Origin of the sequence: Microbacterium sp. SGAir0570 (assembly GCF_005491085.2) — a bacterium.
Classification (GTDB): Bacteria; Actinomycetota; Actinomycetes; order Actinomycetales; family Microbacteriaceae; genus Microbacterium; species Microbacterium arborescens.
Window position 1 is genome coordinate 2,416,112 of the sequence record NZ_CP027929.1, and the last position, 13,528, is coordinate 2,429,639.

Below are 13,528 nucleotides of genomic sequence, written 5' to 3' on the forward strand. Positions count from 1 at the left end.
GATCAGCGGATGCTGTTGTCGTGCCCGCCCGAGTGCGTGGTCGGCGCCGGGATCGACTTCTGCATCTGAACGAGGAACTCGACGTTGGACTGCGTCTCCTTGAGCTTGTCGAGGATGACGCCGAGCGCGTGCTGCTGGTCGAGCCCGGCGAGGGCACGGCGCAGCTTCCACGTGATCTTGACCTCGTCGGACGAGAGCAGCATCTCTTCGCGACGCGTCGACGAGGCGTTGACGTCGACGGCGGGGAAGATGCGCTTGTCGGCCAGCTGACGCGACAGACGCAGCTCGCTGTTGCCCGTGCCCTTGAACTCCTCGAAGATGACCTCGTCCATCTTGGACCCGGTCTCCACCAGCGCCGTCGCGAGGATCGTGAGCGAACCGCCGTTCTCGATGTTGCGCGCCGCGCCGAAGAAGCGCTTGGGCGGGTACAGCGCCGACGCGTCGACGCCACCGGTCAGGACGCGTCCCGACGTCGGAGCCGACAGGTTGTAGGCGCGGCCGAGGCGCGTGATCGAGTCGAGCAGCACGACGACGTCGCGGCCGAGCTCGACGAGACGCTTGGCGCGCTCGATCGCGAGCTCGGCGACCGTGGTGTGGTCCTCGGCGGGACGGTCGAACGTCGAGGCGATGACCTCGCCCTTGACCGTGCGCTGCATGTCGGTGACCTCTTCGGGACGCTCGTCGACGAGCACGACCATGAGGTGGACCTCGGGGTTGTTCTGCGCGATCGCGCCGGCGATCTGCTGCAGCACGATCGTCTTGCCGGCCTTGGGCGGCGCGACGATGAGACCGCGCTGTCCCTTGCCGATCGGGGCCACGAGGTCGATGATCCGCTGGGTCAGCTTCTCGGGGCCGGTCTCGAGGCGCAGGCGCTCCTGCGGGTACAGGGGCGTCAGCTTGCCGAACTCGACGCGGCCGGCGGCGTCCTCGACGGACAGGCCGTTGATCGAGTCGACCTTGACGAGCGCGTTGTACTTCTGCCGGCTCGACTGCTCGCCCTCGCGGGGCTGCTTGATCGCGCCGACGACGGCGTCGCCCTTGCGCAGGTTGTACTTCTTGACCTGGCCGAGCGAGACGTAGACGTCCTGCGGGCCGGGGAGGTAGCCGGTCGTGCGGACGAAGGCGTAGTTGTCGAGGACGTCGAGCACACCGGCGATCGGGATGAGGACGTCGTCCTCGCTGATCTCGGTCTCGAACTCGTCGCCGCCCCCGCCCTGGCCACGCCGCTTGTTGCGCTGGCGGCCACGGCCGCTCTGGCCGGGCGCGTCGTCGTCGTCCGGGCCGTTGTTGCCGCCCTGGTTCTGACCCGCGCCCTGGTTCTGGTTGCCGCCCTGATTCTGGCCGGCCTGAGCCTGGTTGCCCTGGGCGTTGTCCTTATTGCGGTTGCGGTTGCGGCTGCGCGACCGGCTCCGCGAACGGCCGGACGACTCGCCGTCGCCCTCTCCGGACTCGGTCTTCGACGAGTCGTCGGAGGATGCCTCGGCGTCCGGCGCCTGCTCGGCGGGCGTCTCGGAAGCGCCCTCGGCAGCCGGAGCGTCGGCGGATTCGGCCGGGGCGTCGGTGCTCGGAGCGGCCTCGGTCTCGGCGTCCTTCTTCGCGTTGCGGCCGCGGCCACGGCCACGCGCCGGCTTCTTCGGCGCCTCGGTGCTCTCCGCCGGGGTGGTCTCTGCGTCGGCGGTCGCCTCGGCGGCATCGGCGGCCGGAGCCGTCTCGTCGGCGGTCGACGCGGCCTCTGCCGAGACGACGTCCGCGGCGGGCGCCTCCGCGTCGGACGCGGAGGTCTCCGCGGGCGCGTCGGACGCAGCGGTCTCCGCGGCGGGCGCCTCGTCGGTGGCCGGGACATCGGTGCTCTTGGCGCGGCGGGGCGCGCGCTTGCGCGGCGCCTTCGCCGGCTTCTCCGCGGGCGCTGCGGCCTCGGCGGGCTCGGCGGGCGCCGCGGCCTCGGCGGTCTCCACGGCCTCCGCCGGGGCGTCCGCCTCGGCAGCAGCAACGTCCGAGGCGTCAGATGCCGCGGCTTCGGCGCGCGTCTCCTCAGCGGGGGCAGCCGCCTCGGTGGGCGTCTCCACGACGGCATCCTGCTGCTCGGCCGCTTCCTCGGTCGGGGCGTCGACGGTCTCGTCGATCGTCAGGTTCTCGGAGTTGGACTCCACGAGTGCTCCTCTTAAACGGTGGATATGTCAGAACCGCGTCCAGCGCCGTCCACGGCGGGCGCCATCCACCTGCCACACGCGTCCGGCCGACGGCACGGGGTATGGATCAGGGGTGTTCGCGGTGATTCGCAGAATTGCGACGGAGGCTCAGATCACAAAGGTGTGGAACCCTCCGTATGGTCCCTCACCATACCACCGCGTACATCGACCGCCAGCATCCGCGCGTCCCACGGGGTGTCTGTGGTATGCGCGGCGACCTCGGCGGCGGCGAGGCGCTGGCCCGGACCATCGGCGAGCACGAGGACGCTGGGGCCGGCACCCGACACGACCGCCGCGAACCCCTCGGCGCGCAGGGCGCGCACGAGCTTGTCGGTCTCGACCATCGCCTGCGCCCGGTAGGACTGGTGGAGCTTGTCCTCGGTGGCGGCCAGCAGCAGATCGGGGCTCTGCGTGAGGGCCGCGACGAGCAGCGCGGAGCGCGAGAGGTTGAAGATCGCGTCTTCACGGGTGACCTGGAGGGGATCGAATCCTCGGGCGACGGATGTCGACATCGTGAAGTCCGGCACGAACACCAGCGGCGCGACGCCGCGGTGGACGAGGAGCTTCTTGTGCTGCGGGCCGTGCTCGTCGACCCACGCGATCGTGAGGCCGCCGAACAGGGCCGGCGCGACGTTGTCGGGGTGCCCCTCGAGCTCGGTGGCCAGGCGCAGCAGCGCATCGGCGCCGATCTCGACGTCACCCGCGAGGAGGCCCTTCGCCGCGAGGAGGCCGGACACGACCGCAGCACCCGACGAGCCCATCCCCCGCCCGTGCGGGATCGCGTTGACCGCTTCGAGACGCACGCCGGGCATCGTCCGCCCGAACGCCTCGTAGGCGTAGGCCATCGCCCGCACGACGAGGTGCGAGGCATCGGTCGGGACGTCGGCGGCGCCCTCGCCCGCGACGGTGATCTCCAGGCCCGGGTCCGGCAGTTCCGTGACGATGAGTTCGTCGTAGACGCTGAGCGCGAGCCCCAGAGTGTCGAAGCCGGGGCCGAGGTTGGCGCTGGTCGCGGGAACGCGCACCTGGACCGACCGGGTCATGCCGTCGCCTCCGGCGCGAGATCGAGCACGGATGCCACCTCGGAGGTGGTCGCGTCGACGACGACCGGCTCGGCCTGACGGCCGTCCGCGTTACGGAGAGCCCACTGCGGGTCCTTCAGGCCGTGACCGGTGACGGTCAGCACGACCGTCGAGCCGGCGGGGATGACGCCCGCTTCGGCACGGTCGAGGAGTCCTGCGACGGTGATCGCCGACGCGGGTTCGACGAACACGCCGGCCGTGCTCGCGAGGAGCTTCTGCGCCGCGAGGATGCGCTCGTCGTCGATGGCTCCGAACCAGCCCTGGGTCGCATCGCGCGCCTCGAGGGCGAGGTGCCACGACGCGGGGTTGCCGATGCGGATCGCCGTCGCGATGGTGTCGGGGTCTTTCACGACCTCGCCGCGGACGAGCGGCGCCGATCCGGCGGCCTGGAAGCCGAACATCCGCGGCACGCGCGTCGCTGCCCCGCGGGCGGCCTCCTCGCGATAGCCCCGAGCGTGAGCCGTGTAGTTGCCGGCGTTGCCGACGGGCACGAAGTGGAAGTCCGGCGCGTCACCCAGCTGCGACACGATCTCGTACGCCGCGGTCTTCTGTCCGTCGATGCGGTCGGGGTTGACGGAGTTGACCAGGTGCACGGGGTAATGGTCGGCCAGTTCGCGGGCGATCTCGAGACAGTCGTCGAAGTTGCCGCGGATCTGGATGAGACGCCCTCCGTGCGCGACGGCCTGGCTCAGCTTGCCCATCGCGATCTTGCCCTCGGGGACGAGGACGGCAGCCGTGATGCCGGCGTGCGCGGCGTAGGCCGCCGCAGACGCCGACGTGTTGCCCGTCGAGGCGCAGATGACCGCCTTCGCGCCGTGCTCGACGGCGCGCGAGAGCGCGACCGTCATGCCGCGGTCCTTGAACGAACCCGTCGGGTTCATCCCTTCGAACTTCACCCAGACGTCGGCGCCCGTACGGTGCGAGAGCTCGCGAGCAGGGACGAGCGGCGTGCCGCCCTCCCCCAGGGTGACGACGGTCGAGGTGTCGGTGACGTCGAGGCGGTCGGCGAACTCGCGCAGCACTCCCTGCCAGACATGCGCCATGTCAGTCCCCCTCCACCCGCAGCACCGACACGACGCGCTTGACGACGCCGCTCTCGCCGAGCGAGGCGACGGCATCGCTGAGGTCCTGCTCGCGGGCGGTGTGGGTGCCGATGACCAGGCGGGCGGTCTGGACATCGCCGTCGGCGACGATCGTCTGCTCGAGCGTCGCCACCGAGACGTTGCCGTCGCTGAGGAGGCCCGCCACCGCGGCGAGGACACCGGAGCGGTCGTCGACCTCGAGTGTGATCTGGTAGCGCGTCGTGACGTGTCCGATCGGGACGACCGGCAGGTTCGCCCGGGTGGACTCCCCCACGCCCACGCCGCCGGCGATGTGGCGGCGGGCGGCCGAGACGACGTCGCCCAGCACGGCCGACGCGGTCTGCACCCCGCCCGCGCCCGCGCCGTAGAACATCAGATCACCCGCGGCCTCCGCCTGGACGAAGACGGCGTTGTTGGCTCCGTGGACGCTCGCGAGCGGGTGCTCGCGCGGGACGAGCGCGGGGTACACACGCACCGAGATCGTCTCGCCCGACGGCGACACCTCGGCGTCGGCGAGCCGCTCGCACACGGCGAGGAGCTTGATGACGTAGCCGGCCTTGCGTGCGGCATCCATCATGTCGGCGTCGATCTGGGTGATGCCCTCGCGGTGCACGGCGTTCAGCGGCACGGCGGTGTGGAAGGCGAGCGACGCGAGGATCGCGGCCTTCTGGGCGGCGTCGTACCCCTCGACGTCGGCCGTCGGGTCGGCCTCGGCGTACCCGAGCGCCTGCGCGTCGGCCAAGACGTCGGCGAAGTCCGAACCCTCGCGGTCCATGCGGTCGAGGATGTAGTTCGTCGTTCCGTTGACGATGCCCATGATGCGCTGCACCCGGTCGCCGGCGAGCGAGTCGCGCAGCGGGCGGATGATCGGGATGGCGCCGGCGGCCGCAGCCTCGTAGTAGATCGACGCGCCCACCTGGTCGGCCGCTTCGAACAGCTCGGGTCCGTGGGTCGCGAGCAGCGCCTTGTTCGCCGTCACGATGTCGGCTCCGGCACCGATCGCCTGGAGGATGCTCGTGCGCGCGGGCTCGATGCCGCCCATGAGCTCGATGACGATGTCGGAGCCGACGAGGAGCGGCTCGGGGTCGGTCGTCAGCAGCTCGCGGGGGAGCTCGACGTCTCGCGGCGCATCGATGTCGCGCACCGAGATACCGACGAGGTCGAGGGCGGCTCCGGCCCGATCGGCCAGTTCGTCTCCGTGCTTGAGCAACAGGGCGGCGACCTGCGAGCCGACGGCGCCGGCTCCGAGCAGGGCCACGCGCAGGCGGCGATAGTCCGTCATTCGGCTCCTTCTGTGGGGATGCCCGCGTCACGGGCGAGCAGGTCATCGATCGTCTCGCCGCGGACGATCACCCGGGCGACGCCGTCCGAGACGGCGACGACGGGCGGGCGGGGGACGTAGTTGTAGTTGCTGGCGAGCGAGTAGCAGTAGGCCCCCGTCGCCGGGACGGCCAGCAGATCACCCGGGGTGACGTCGGCGGGCAGGTATTCGGCATCGACGACGATGTCTCCCGACTCGCAGTGCCGACCCACGACACGCGAGAGCGCAGCGGGCGCGTCACTGCGACGGTTCGCGACTCGTGCCGAATAGGCCGCTCCATAGAGGGCGGGCCGTGCGTTGTCGCTCATGCCGCCGTCGACGCTGACATACAGACGCTCGAGCTCGTCGCTGACGCGGACCGGCTTGGTGGTGCCGACCTCGTACAGGGTCACCCCGGCGCGGCCGACGATGGCGCGGCCGGGCTCGAAGGCGAGCATCGGCAGCGGGATGTCGTGGGCCTCGCACTCGCGGGCGACGGCCGCGACGACCCCGTCGGCCAGGTCTTCGATCGGGGTCGGGTCGTCGACGCTGGTGTAGGCGATGCCGAAGCCGCCGCCGAGGTTCAGCACCGGCACGTCGCCGCCGCCCAGAAGGCGGGCGTGGACGGCCACGAGCCGCGACGCCGACTCGGCGAAGCCCGCCGTACCGAAGATCTGCGATCCGATATGGCAGTGCAGCCCCACGAAACGCAGTGAGGGCAGCTCGCGGATGCGAGCGACCACGGCCTCGGCATCCGTGAGCGCGAAGCCGAACTTCTGGTCTTCGTGCGCCGTCGCGAGGAAGTCGTGGGTCTCGGCGTGCACGCCGCTGTTGACGCGGACGAGCACCGGCTGGACCGCCCCGCGTGCGGCGGCGATCTCGGCGATCCGGTCGATCTCGACGAGGCTGTCGACGATGACGGACCCGACTCCGAGTTCGACGGCGCGCGCGAGCTCGAGGCGCGACTTGTTGTTGCCGTGCAGCCCGATGCGCGCCGGATCCGCTCCGGCCGCCAGCGCGACGGCGAGCTCGCCGCCGGTGGCGACGTCGACCGCGAGTCCCTCCGCCGTCACCCAGCGCACGATCTCGGTGCTCAGGAACGCCTTGCCGGCGTAGTAGACGCGCGCAGTCGTGCCGTGACGTGCGGCAGCGGCGTCGAATGCCTGACGGACGCGACGCGCCTGCGCGACGACGGCATCCTGGTCGAGCACGTAGAGCGGCGTGCCGAACTGCGCGGCCAAGTCGGTCGCCGCGATACCGCCGATCGACAGCGCGCCGCTGTCGTCGCGGCCGGCGCGAGGCGGCCAGACGGCTTCGACCAGTGCGTTGACGTCGGCGGGAGGAAGCAGCCATTCCGGCACGGCAGGGCGGACGTCGGACGCGGACACGGGAACACCAATCGGGAGAGACGCTGACCGTCCGGCAGACGAGGCCGCGACGGTGCCGCCAGTCTAGGACACCCGCCGTGCGGGCTCCGCCGGTGTGACCGCCCGCGACAGACACGGCCGTGAGCCCGCTCACGAGAGCGACGAGGGCGTGTCCTCTTCCGCGAGCCGGGCGACGGCCCGGCGGATCCGTGCGGCCCGCGCAGCATCCGACGGCGCGCTCAGGACAGGATGCAGGATGGAGTACCGCTCGGCGGCGCGGAGCGCGGCGAACCGGCGGGATGCCGCGGGCGACGCCGCGAGCGCCGCCTCGAGGTCGACCGGCATCGCAGCCCCGGCCTGCCCGGCGTAGGCGCGCTCCCACCGTCCGTCGGCGCGCGCACGGTCGACCTCGATCTGCCCTCTCGGGCGCATGCGACCCTCCGCGACCAGCCGCTCGATGATCCCCACGTTGCGCAGCGACCAGATCGAACGGGCGCGGCGCGGTGTGAACAGCTGCAGGAAGGTGGACTCGTCTCGGGAGTTCCGCCGGCCGTCGATCCAGCCGCTGCAGAGCGCCTCGTCGAGCGCCTCGGCGTACGTCAGCGACGTCGGCTCCGTCACGTTCTTCTTCGCGAGCACCAGCCGCACGCCGTCGGAGTCGGACTCGTAGACATCGAGCCAGGCTCGCCACGCGGCCGCATCCGCGACGACGAGAAGAGGCGGACCGCCGGCATCCGCTGTCATGAGCACTCCACCCTTGTAGCCTGGCGCAGGAGGCGACCATGGGCAATCACACCGATGATGCAGCACGACTCGACGAGCGCATCGGCGCGCTGAAGGAACGCATCTACGCCACCGTGACCGGATTGGCGATCCTCGCGGGCCTCTTCACCGCCGAGCACGTCACGGTCACCGAGTCGATCTTCGCCCTCGCGGTCGGCATCTTCGCCATCGCCGCCGCCGGCTTCGTCGCTGAAGTCATCGCCCATCAGATCGGGCATCGGCAGTTTCCGAGCGGACGAGAGCTGGCGGTCATGGCGCGGACGGCCGTGGTCGCCCTCGGAACCGCGTCGCTCCCCCTGCTCGCGCTGCTCCTCGCCCTGCTCGACGTCATCGACCTCGATACGGCGCTGATCATCGGGATCATCGCCGACGCGGCGGTGCTCGTCGGGGTCGTGCTGCTCGCCAGCGCGCGCACGGGTCTGACAGCGCTGCAGCGTCTGATCGCATCCGCGCTGCTGCTCGGGCTGGTCGCCGTGGTCGCCATCGCGCTGCTCCTCGCCCACGGCCACTGAGCGCGGCGAGGCGGCTGGCTCAGGCGCAGGTTCCGTCGGCCTGAAGCGCCGGATCGCGGATGATCGCTCCGTCGACGTCGACCTCGGCGACCAGTGCGCCGCGCTCGACGCGCACCTCGCGCAGCGTCAACCCGGCGGGAAGGCGATCGCGGATGCAGATCGGGTAGTCGCGCAATACCCCGTCGGTGGCCGAGCCGAACCGCTGACGGAGGTCGTCGCCGGTCAGTTCCGCACCGCCGAGCCGCACGGCGGCGGGCGTGAGAACGATGTCACCGTCCACGGCGCTCGGAGTCAGGTCGAGTCCGAGCGGGACGGAGAGCGCGAACAGCGGCATCTCGACCTGCACCGTCACGTTCGGCGGGTCGAGCTCGACCCCTGCTCCCGAGACCCCGGAGACCTGCGAGAGCAGGGTCTCCAGCTGGTCCTCCGCGAACACCACCGTCGCCTCGGCCGACCCGATGTCGCCCCCGTCGGCTCGGATGGGGACATCGGTCGCGCGCACCGACACGTCGGCCAGGACGTCGCCGAGCGGGATGCCGTCACTGGAAACGTCGAGACGGTCGAGCCGGCCCCCGATGACCTGCGGCAGCACCGGCTCGTCGAAGCCGACGTCGATCTGCTGGTCTTCGGGCAGCGCGAGGCGGGTGATGATCTGCTCGCGCACGGTGTTCGTGAGGATGCTGCGCGTGATGCTCTCGGCGACGAACCACGCGGCGATCGCGAGGCCGACGACCACGACGAGAGCGATGATCCACGGCAGTGCCCGCCGCCGTCGCTTCGGCGACACGGGGATCGCCTCGGGCAGCGGAACGGTGGGCTGCGTGGCACCGCTCACGTCGGTCACATCCGTTCGGGGGCGCTGACGCCCAAGAGGTCGAGCCCGTTGCGCAGCACCTGTCCGGTGGCGTCGTTGAGCCAGAGCCGGGTGCGGTGGAGGTCGGTGACCTCCTCGTCGCCGAGCGGCGTGACACGGCAGGTGTCGTACCAGCGGTGGTAGAGGCTCGCGAGCTCCTCGAGGTACCGGGCGACGCGGTGCGGCTCGCGCAGTTCGGCGGCGAAGGCCACGATGCGCGGGAACTCCTGGAGCGCGCCGAGGAGAGCCGACTCGGTCTCGTGGTCGAGCATCTCCGGAGCGAAGGCGTCGCGGGTGACGCCGGAGTCGGCGGCGTTGCGCGCGACGTTGTGCGTGCGGGCGTGCGCGTACTGCACGTAGAACACGGGGTTGTCGTTCGTGCGCTTCTGCAGGATCTCCGGATCGAGCGTCAGCGGCGAGTCGGCGGGGTAACGGGCGAGCGAGTAGCGCAGTGCATCGGTGCCGAGCCAGTCGCGCAGGTCGTCGAGCTCGATGATGTTCCCGGCGCGCTTGGACAGGCGGGCACCGTTGACCGAGACGAGCTGGCCGATCAGCACCTCGATGTCCTTCTCGGGGTCGTCACCGGCCGCGCCCGCGAGCGCTTTCAGACGGTGGACGTACCCGTGGTGATCGGCGCCCAGCAGGTAGATCTTGTGTGCGAAACCGCGATCGCCCTTGTTGAGGTAGTAAGCGGCGTCGGCGGCGAAGTAGGTGTACTCGCCGTTGGAACGGCGGATGACGCGGTCTTTGTCGTCACCGAAGTCGGTCGTCCGCACCCAGACGGCGTCATCCTGATCGAAGACGTGTCCCTGCGCTCGCAGGCGGTCGACGGCCTGGTCGACGAGGCTCGGTCCGCCGTCGGCGGGGGTCGCGTGCAGGAGCCGCTCGCTGAAGAAGACGTCGAAGTGCACGTTGAACTTCTCGAGCGAGTCCTTCAGGTCGGCCATCTGAAGCTCGTAGCCGAGGTCGAGTGCGACCTGCTCCTGCTCCTCGGGCGCGAGGGTCAGCAGATCGGGGCGCGCCGACAGGACCCGCCGCGCGAGGTCGTCGATGTACGCGCCCGGGTAGCCGTCTTCGGGCGTGGGCTCTCCCTTGGCGCTCGCGAGCACCGAACGCCCGAACCGCTGCATCTGCGCGCCAGCGTCGTTGATGTAGAACTCGCGAACGAGCTCGGCCCCGCTGGCCAGCAGCAGCCGGGCGATCGCGTCACCGAGCGCCGCCCACCGCGTGTGCCCGATGTGCATGGGCCCCGTCGGATTCGCGCTGACGAACTCGAGGTTGATCGAGTTGCCGGCCTGGCTGTCGTTGCGGCCGAAGGCGGCCCCGGCCTCGACGATCTCTCGTGCGAGCGCGCCGGCGGCGGCGGCATCCAGCCGGATGTTGATGAACCCGGGGCCGGCGACCTCGACGGATGCCACGCCCGGCGTCTCGGCGAGCGCCGCCGCGATCTCGGCGGCGAACTCACGCGGGTTCGTGCCGACGCGCTTGGCGAGCTTCATCGCCGCGTTCGACGCCCAGTCACCGTGGTCGCGGTTCTTGGGACGCTCGAAGACGAAGTCGGCGGCGGTGAGGCCATCGCTCGAGCCGGGGCGTCGCGCCTCGGCGAGAGGGGCGACGACGGACAGGAGGGCTTCGGCGAGAGCATCGGGATTCATAGCCCTCCGATTCTAGGCGGGCGGCCGCAGGCCCGATGCTGAACGTCTCGACGACGGCATCACGCGAGGGTGATGAACGCCTCGTGATCGTCTCGGGCGGGATCGTCGACGGTCGCGTCTCCCCCGGCGACCTCGGCATCGACGCGAAGATGCGTGAGCGCGACGTTGCCGCCGTAGTAGCTGAGGAACGCGCAGTCGGCGGCATCCCGGCCGGTCGCGATTCGGACGAGACCGCGGCGGTTCGACAGCCGGGTCGCGTCGATGACGTGCCAGGCCCCGTCGACATACGCCTCGGCGACCGCGTGAAAATCCATCGGACGCAGCCCCGGCGCATAGCAGGCGGCGTAGCGCGCGGGAACGTCCATCGCCCGCAGCAGCGCGATGACGAGGTGGGCGTAGTCGCGGCACACCCCCTGTCCGGTCGCGAGGGTCGTGACCGCGGAGTCGGTGCCGAGGCTGAGGCCGGGCGCGTAGGTCGTGTTCGTGGCCACGAAGTCGCCGATCGCCGAGACCAGTGCGGGCCCCTGCAGGCCACGGAACTGTCGGCGCGCGTGCGCGAACACCTCGTCGGACTGCGCATAGCGACTCGGCCGCAGATAGGCGATGGTGTCGAGTTCGCTCGTCGGCGACGGGGCGGCGGTGCCGTCGACGACCGCCCGGTAGCGGATGGCGATCGTCCCCGCCTCGCCAGCGACGCGGTGGATGCGGGTGCCGGTGGGAGAGGCGGGCGGGTCGACGATCTCGGAGACGGAGAGCGAGCGGCCGGCGAGCGTGATGCTCAGTTCTTCGTCGCGGAGAGACGCCGCGCGCGACGCGGCGATCTGCAGGATGACGTCGACGGGACCGGTCATCTGGAGGTCGAGTTCGGCCGTCAGGATGCGCTGCACCGGGTAATCCTCGCACGCGGCGAAGCGCCGTCGGGCCGCTCCCGGCGGTGATCGGATCGCCCACGATGGCAGGCTGGTGGTCGGCCACGAAACGAGGAGCCCTCATGTCGAAGACCGTCACCCTCATCCGCGCGTCGTCTCTCTCGGATGCCGCTGAATACGCGTACGCCGCCACCGCCCCCGCGGACGCGCGCCTCATCTTCCTCGCCGGTTCCTGCCCGCTCGCCGCCGACGGGTCGACGGTCGGCGTCGGAGACTACGCCGCGCAGGCGGCATCCTGCATCGAGAACATGAGAGGGGCGCTCGCCGCTGCCGGCGCAGGGATCGAGAACGTCATCAGCACCCGCGTTCTCGTCGCCTCGAGCTCGCAGGCCGACCTCGTCACCGCCTGGGAGGTCGTGCGCGACGCGTTCGGCGACCACGACGTGCCCAGCACCCTGATGGGTGTGACGGTACTCGGCTACGACGACCAGCTGGTCGAGATCGAGGCGGTCGCCGCCGTCCGCGACTGAGGGAGTCAGGCCTCGGGCCGCACGGTCCGCAGAACCATGCTCATCCCCGTACGCGCCGGGGCGACGTCGGTGAACCCGCGCGACTCGTACAGACGGCGCCCCGGCGGATCGGCGGTGAGCGTGATGTACGCGCCCTCGTCCGCACGATCACGGATCTCGGCGAGCAGCTCGTCGAGGATGAGCGACCCGAAGCCGTTGCCCTGGTGCGCCGGAAGGGTGGCCATGTCTGCCACGAGGAAGTACCACCCGCCGTCGCCGACGATGCGCCCCATCGCGACGCTCCGGCCGTCGGCGTCCGCGACGCGTCGGAACGCCCATGTGCCCGCGATCGCAGCCGCAGCCTGCGCCGGCGTCTTGGGCGACAGCCCGCTCTCGGTGCGCAGAGCGACGTAATCGGCCACGCTCGGAGGCGTGGTGTGCAGCGTGTAGCCGGGGGGAAGCGGGCGATCGGGAGTCACCCGTCCTTCCTACCCGATCGGATGACGTACCCTCAGCGTGTGCGAACCCGAAACGCCCGTCCCCGCCGCAGAAGCGTGTGGGCCGTCTCGGCGATCTCGGCCGCGGTGGTCGCGCTGGCGCTGACGGCGTTCCTGCGCCCCTGGGCGGCGCCCACGGCGGCGCCGGTGGCAGCCGCCCCCGGCACGGTCGTCAGGGTCGAGGCGGCGCCGCTCGCGCTTCCCACGGGTGCGCGCGTTCTGATCTTCGGCGACTCGTGGACGTACGGCTCCGCGGCATCCGATCCGACGCTCGGGTACGCGTATGTCGTCGCTCAGCGAACGGGGTGGACGACGATCGTCGACGGCGTTCGCGGCAGCGGCTACCTCAAGCCGGGCATCGACGGGCCCTCGTTCGGTGACCGAATCGCCGCGCTCGACCCCGCGCTCGATCCCGACCTCGTAATCGTTCAGGGGTCGATCAACGACCGCAGGCAAGGTGCGGCCGGGTACCGCGACGCTGTGAACGCGGCGTGGGACGACCTCGCGGCGACCTACCCCGAAGCGCGCATCGTCGTACTCGGTCCGGCGCCGCAGGTGCTTCCCGTGGAGAGCGAGACGGCCCGCATCGACCGGGATCTCGCCGAGCTCGCCGGTGCCCGGGGCTGGTGGTACCTGTCCCCCATCGCCGAGGACTGGATCACCGAGGCCAACTACAGCGACGTCATCGACACGAGCGCCACGGGCCGCGACCACCCCTCGACGGCGGGGCACGCTTATCTCGCCGATCGCCTGGCGGCCGACGTCGCGGCGATCACCGAAGCACCGGTGGTCGCCGCCGAGCCCGCCCCCGAGCCGCTCGTCCCCTGAGC

Annotated in this window: 13 protein-coding genes; 3 read left to right on the forward strand and 10 right to left on the reverse strand. The window is 71.2% G+C overall.

The features are described from left to right. Nucleotides 1-2: 2 nt before the first annotated feature. The 6 genes from rho to C1N74_RS11515 all read right to left on the reverse strand — a co-directional run bounded on the left by rho (nt 3) and on the right by C1N74_RS11515 (nt 7,764). A complete protein-coding gene (gene rho / locus C1N74_RS11490) occupies nt 3-2,150 on the reverse strand; it encodes a transcription termination factor Rho (RefSeq protein WP_137750564.1) in 2,148 nt (715 codons plus the stop codon). 152 nt (nt 2,151-2,302) lie between these two features. After that, on the reverse strand, nt 2,303-3,232 hold the full coding sequence (gene thrB, locus C1N74_RS11495) for a homoserine kinase (RefSeq protein ID WP_137750565.1): 930 nt from the start codon (nt 3,230-3,232) through the stop codon (nt 2,303-2,305). Next, nucleotides 3,229-4,314: a threonine synthase gene (gene thrC, locus C1N74_RS11500; protein WP_088380213.1), complete on the reverse strand. Its 1,086-nt coding sequence runs from the start codon at nt 4,312-4,314 to the stop codon at nt 3,229-3,231. Before thrC ends, thrB begins: the two co-directional genes overlap by 4 nt. Before the next feature lies 1 nt (nt 4,315). Beyond that, nucleotides 4,316-5,635, reverse strand: a complete 1,320-nt coding sequence (locus C1N74_RS11505) for a homoserine dehydrogenase (protein WP_023955227.1) — start codon at nt 5,633-5,635, stop codon at nt 4,316-4,318. After that, nucleotides 5,632-7,041, reverse strand: coding sequence for a diaminopimelate decarboxylase (lysA, locus tag C1N74_RS11510; protein WP_137750566.1), 1,410 nt, complete (start codon nt 7,039-7,041; stop codon nt 5,632-5,634). Before lysA ends, C1N74_RS11505 begins: the two co-directional genes overlap by 4 nt. A 129-nt stretch (nt 7,042-7,170) precedes the next feature. Beyond that, entirely contained in the window at nt 7,171-7,764 is a 594-nt protein-coding gene (locus C1N74_RS11515; protein WP_023955231.1) for a YdeI family protein, read from the reverse strand. A gap of 38 nt (nt 7,765-7,802) precedes the next feature. On the opposite strand from C1N74_RS11515, the gene C1N74_RS11520 reads away from it, so the two are divergent. Further along, nucleotides 7,803-8,315, forward strand: a complete 513-nt coding sequence (locus tag C1N74_RS11520; protein WP_023955233.1) for a hypothetical protein — start codon at nt 7,803-7,805, stop codon at nt 8,313-8,315. Between the two features lie 19 nt (nt 8,316-8,334). On the opposite strand, the gene C1N74_RS11525 is transcribed toward C1N74_RS11520, so the two are convergent. Genes C1N74_RS11525 through C1N74_RS11535 form a run of 3 tightly spaced genes read right to left on the reverse strand, consistent with a single transcriptional unit; the run spans nt 8,335 to nt 11,710 of the window. Next, complete coding sequence (locus tag C1N74_RS11525) at nt 8,335-9,150, reverse strand: DUF2993 domain-containing protein (RefSeq protein WP_023955235.1); 816 nt, start codon at nt 9,148-9,150, stop codon at nt 8,335-8,337. Nucleotides 9,151-9,155: 5 nt separating this feature from the next. Next, nucleotides 9,156-10,823: an arginine--tRNA ligase gene (locus C1N74_RS11530; RefSeq protein WP_088380215.1), complete on the reverse strand. Its 1,668-nt coding sequence runs from the start codon at nt 10,821-10,823 to the stop codon at nt 9,156-9,158. A 59-nt stretch (nt 10,824-10,882) separates the two neighbouring features. After that, on the reverse strand, nt 10,883-11,710 hold the full coding sequence (locus C1N74_RS11535) for a transglutaminase family protein (RefSeq protein ID WP_064955621.1): 828 nt from the start codon (nt 11,708-11,710) through the stop codon (nt 10,883-10,885). A gap of 104 nt (nt 11,711-11,814) precedes the next feature. Here C1N74_RS11535 and C1N74_RS11540 point away from each other — a divergent pair, with 104 nt between their 5' ends. Next, nucleotides 11,815-12,222, forward strand: a complete 408-nt coding sequence (locus C1N74_RS11540) for a RidA family protein (RefSeq protein ID WP_023955241.1) — start codon at nt 11,815-11,817, stop codon at nt 12,220-12,222. Nucleotides 12,223-12,227: 5 nt separating this feature from the next. Here C1N74_RS11540 and C1N74_RS11545 read toward each other — a convergent pair whose 3' ends face one another. Then, nucleotides 12,228-12,680 (reverse strand): GNAT family N-acetyltransferase, encoded by a 453-nt coding sequence (locus tag C1N74_RS11545; RefSeq protein ID WP_023955243.1) that lies wholly within the window; start codon nt 12,678-12,680, stop codon nt 12,228-12,230. A gap of 39 nt (nt 12,681-12,719) precedes the next feature. Between C1N74_RS11545 and C1N74_RS11550 the strand changes: the two genes are divergently transcribed. Continuing rightward, the gene (locus C1N74_RS11550) at nt 12,720-13,526 is read left to right on the forward strand and encodes an SGNH/GDSL hydrolase family protein (protein ID WP_036306130.1); all 807 of its coding nucleotides are present in this window, start codon (nt 12,720-12,722) and stop codon (nt 13,524-13,526) included. Nucleotides 13,527-13,528 lie beyond the last annotated feature (2 nt).